Source organism: Rheinheimera gaetbuli, assembly GCF_054781935.1.
Map to the genome: position 1 here is coordinate 1 of NZ_BAAGTL010000017.1, position 4,812 is coordinate 4,812.

The window sequence follows — 4,812 nt, forward strand, 5'->3', positions numbered from 1 at the left end:
CCATTGCAGGAAGGTATTCTGTTCCATCATATGATGAGCACCAAAGGCGACCCCTATGTAATGCCTATGTTGTTCAAGATTAAGCACCGGGAAGCATTTGAAAGTTTCTTGATCGCATTGCGTTTTGTGATGGCACGGCATGATGTATTACGCACCGCAATACTGTGGGATGGCGTATCGGTGCCGGTCCAGGTGGTGTATCGACAGGCAGAATTACCAGTGACCTGGCTTAGCGCGCCAAAAGACACTGACGTCGAGTCCCACATGCAATCCTTGTGTGCTCCTGAAATCCAACAAATGGATATTACTCAGGGACCTTTGCTTAACCTTCAAGTGATGAACGACCAAAACAATGAACAACATTTTGTACTATTGCAATTGCATCACATGATTACGGATCACATTGGATTGGAAGTGATTCAGCAGGAGATAGCTGCTTTCGAACAGGGCAAGGATACAAGGCTAACCACCCCAGTTCCGTATCGGGAATTTATTGCCCACACCCAATACCAAGCTCGTCATTCAGATGCCGAAGATTACTTTAAAAAGATCTTGGCTGATGTGGAAGAACCTACCATTCCTTTTAATCTCAGCGGCATTAACGGAGATGGCAGTCAGATCATAGAATTAAAAGAAGCGGTTCCGGCTCAAATCAATCGTCAACTGCGTCAGCTAGCTAAATCGCTAAAAGTCAGTCCTGCCACTCTTTTCCATAGTGCCTGGGCCGTTTTATTAGGAGCATGTTGTGATCGGCAGGATGTAGTGTTTGGCACTGTGGTGTCAGGTCGTTTACAGGGTGCCCGTGGTGCAGAAAGTATGTTGGGTGTATTTATCAATACTTTGCCGTTTAGAGTGAGGTTATTTCAACAAAGTGCACGAGAGCTGGTTGAGCAAGTGCAAACAGCGCTATTGGATCTGTTGCCCTTTGAGCAAGTGCCACTGACTTTGGCACAAAGATGTAGCGGGTTGCGAGCTGACACGCCGTTATTCAGTGCGATGCTGAACTATCGTCATACTGGTAGCGGTAAACAGCAATCTGAAGCACAAACAGGAGACTATCAGCTGATAGGCGGGCATGAGCGAACTAACTTTCCATTCAACTTATCAGTTAATGATATGGGGGATGCATTTGAGCTTGATGTTCAAGTAGATAAGTCTTTGAATGCACAGATAGTAATGGCTTACATTCAGCGGGCTCTGGCAGAATTGATCGATCTACTCGCACAATCTTCGCAACGGCCTGTGACAGATATTTCCATTTTGGCAGATGCCGAACGCCAGCAATTGTTAGTCGACTTGAACAGCTTTGGCAATGATTATCCCAAAGATAAAACTATTCAGCAGATGTTTGCCGAACAAGTTGCGAAAAACCCTGAAGCGCCGGCAATCGAAAGTGAAGGTAGCAGCTTGACCTATAGGCAGCTAAATCAACAGGCAAACCAACTGGCGCACTATTTAGTTATCGATAAGCAGGTCAGTAAAGGGGAGCTGATTGGCGTTTGTATGCATAGCTCAGTTGACCTAGTGGTTTCGCTGTTAGGAATATTAAAAGCAGGTGGTGTGTATGTTCCGCTGGACCCCAACTATCCGAAATCCAGATTGGATTTCATGATAGCTGACAGTGGAGTACAAGTCCTACTTAGTCAAACTAATGTAGTGCAAGCGCTTGAACTACCGGATTCAATTGACTGTATCTCATATGACAGCGACTTTGTTCGGCAGGAGTTAGCGCGACAACCGGATACTGATATGATCCTGGCCGGACAAGAGCAGCCCTCCAGGATGGCTTACGTCAATTATACATCCGGTTCAACAGGTCAACCCAAAGGTGTCATGGTGCCCCATATTGGTGTTGTTAGGTTGGTAGTCAATCCGAACTTTATGAAGCTTAACTCGGCGACTCGTTTCTTGCAGGTTGCGCCTATATCATTTGATGCGGCAACACTGGAAATTTGGGGGCCTCTGCTCAATGGCGGTTGTTCCGTTATTTACTCCGGCGCCGCAATAGACTTGTTTAATCTGAATCAGACGATTACCAGCCATGAAGTAAATACTATCTGGCTGACGGCTGGTTTGTTTGAGCAATGGAGTGAGTTGGCTCATGAAGCCGGTCCATTACGTTGGGTCCTGACGGGAGGAGATGTTGTCAAACCGGCGGCTGTATCGAGAGTACAGAGAGCCTTGCCTGCTGCTACTGTGATAAATGGCTACGGCCCTACCGAAAATACTACGTTCAGCTGTTGTTACCCAGTTCCTTCATCGGTTGATACGTCGAGATCTTTACCCATTGGTTTCGGGATCAACGGTACACAGCTGTATGTGGTTACCCAAAATACAACACTTGCACCAATTGGGACAGTTGGCGAATTATGGGTTGGAGGAGACGGTCTGGCACTTGGATACCTAAATCAGGAGGAACTGACACAGCAAAAATTTGTGGCGAATCCTTTTAGTCCGGATACCGATGAGCGCCTCTATAGAACCGGCGATCTTGTGCGTTATCTGCCCAGTGGTGAGCTTGAATTTATTGGTCGGGCTGATAATCAGGTGAAGATAAGAGGCTTTAGGGTAGAACCAGGTGAGCTGGAACAAAAGCTGTCCAGTTACGAGGACGTGAAATCGTCCATTGTGTTGGTGCAGGAAGACAATACTCAGCAGAAGTGTTTGGTAGCCTACGTTGTGCCTGAAGTGCGTGACGGAAAACCTGAAGCGGATTTGGCTTCACTGCTTAAAGGCAGGCTGAGCAAGTCTTTACCCAGCTATATGCTACCCAGCAGCATCATGGTTATTCCACACTGGCCCTTGACGGAGAATGGTAAGGTAGACCGCAAGGCATTGCCAGAGCTGAATTTACTCAATCAAGAGGCCGAATTTGTTGAACCTTCTACTGATACAGAAAAAGTGCTCTGCGAACTTTGGCAGACATTACTTGATGTTGAACTTGTTGGTGTCAGTGACAATTTCTTTGAACTGGGTGGTCATTCTCTTTTGGCAACTCGCTTGAATGTGAGGCTTAACCAAATATTTGGCATTAAAGTCCCTCTTGAAGAAATGTTTGCTCGTCAAACTATTCTGGAATTAGGGCAATTTATTGATCGTGAAGTGAAGTTAAAAACTGCACTTAAAGCCAATAAAAAAATCGATGAAGAAGCTAACAATAAGGCTGCCGTATGGGAGATTTAGTGGTTAAGGATGTTCTACTGACGTTAATCGAAAGGGGGATCACTTTCGAAGTTTCAGAAGGCAAATTGCGGGTGGGTGGTGCGCTTGAAACTTTGGATGAGGAAGCCCGTTCGTTTCTGAAACGCAATAAATCTGGTGTGCTTCAATTAATTGAGGAGCAAAACGCTCAGGACACCTATTCAATAAAGCGTCGTAGTTCCAGCGACGCTATTCCTCTCTCTTTCGCTCAACAGAGGCTTTGGCTTTTGGAGCAAATCGACGGTGGTAGCGCGCTTTACAATATGCCTAATGCAATCAGGCTGTCAGGCACTTTGGATTTTGATGCATTAAACGGAGCATTCTCAACCATTGTCCACCGCCATGAAAGCTTAAGAACCTGCTTTGCTGCTGATCACAATGGTGAACCTTATCAAAGTATCCAGTCAGCCTCTGATTTTAAGATTTCGTACAAAGATGTGTCGTCGCTGCCAACATCTGAACGGCAAGTTCAGGTGACAAAAATGGTTACTGAACAGGCTCAAAAAGTATTCGATTTAAGCACGGATATTATGTTACGGGTTGTATTGGTTACGGTAAGCAAAGATGAATATGTATTGCTGGTGACTATGCACCATATTGCCGCAGACGGTTGGTCCATGGCATTGCTTATCGACGAATTCACTACACTGTACAGTGCATTTGTTGCAGATAGGAAAAATCCATTGCTTGAGTTGGATATCCAGTATGCCGACTATGCAATCTGGCAGCGTGATTGGTTACGGGGGGAAGTGCTCGAATCACAATTGACCTACTGGCAAACTCAGCTTGCAGATTTGCCTGAAACTCATAGCCTGCCACTAGACCGGCCCCGACCTAAACAGCAGAGTTTTGCCGGGAGTAGTTATTCATCTCAAGTTGACCTGGCCACAAGCAATAAGCTCAAAGCACTTTGCCAGGAGAATGGTGCGACACTTTATATGGGGCTGCATGCCGCTTTCTCTACTCTATTGTCATGTTATAGCAATGAAACTGACATAGTGCTGGGAACCTCAATCGCCAATCGTGAGCAGGCTGAAATCTCTAACTTGATTGGATTCTTTTTAAATACACTAGTTTTGCGTAGCGACCTGACGGGTTCACTCAGCTTTGTTTCACTGTTACTGCAAAGCAAAAAAATGTTGTTGGAGGCTTACTCTTATCAGCAGGTGCCCTTTGAGTTGGTTGTGGAACGACTACAACCTGAAAGGAGTCTCAGTCAAAGCCCGTTGTTTCAAATCATGCTTGTGTTACAAAACAACGAGCAAGGCAATATGATACTGCCCGGCTTAATCCTGGATTCGCTCCAAGAGCAGAGAACAGCAATGGCCAAGTATGATCTGACATTGAATGTCAGTGAAAATACTGATGGGTTGTATTTAGGCTGGGAGTACAATACGGATCTGTTTGATTCAGCCACTATCGAAGATCTTTCACGTCACTTTATCACATTATTGGTTTCTTTGCTGGAAGCATCGCATGAATGTGTGTTTAAAGCTAACCTACTCAGTGAATCTGAACGTGCACAACAACTTGTTAAATGGAATCAAACCCACAAACCTTACTCGCTGGAGAAATCTGTACACAGACTGTTTGAAGAGCAGGTTGAGCGCA

General features: G+C 45.4%; 2 protein-coding genes. Both read left to right on the plus strand.

All coding sequences use genetic code 11. The annotated features are described in order from the left end of the window. Positions 1–3: 3 nt before the first annotated feature. Positions 4–3,183, plus strand: a complete 3,180-nt coding sequence (locus ACYVIC_RS13005) for a non-ribosomal peptide synthetase (RefSeq protein ID WP_460860578.1) — start codon at positions 4–6, stop codon at positions 3,181–3,183. After that, the coding region (locus tag ACYVIC_RS13010) for a condensation domain-containing protein (protein ID WP_460860576.1) at positions 3,171–4,812 on the plus strand (1,642 nt) is incomplete at its 3' end. The genes ACYVIC_RS13005 and ACYVIC_RS13010, both read left to right, overlap by 13 nt.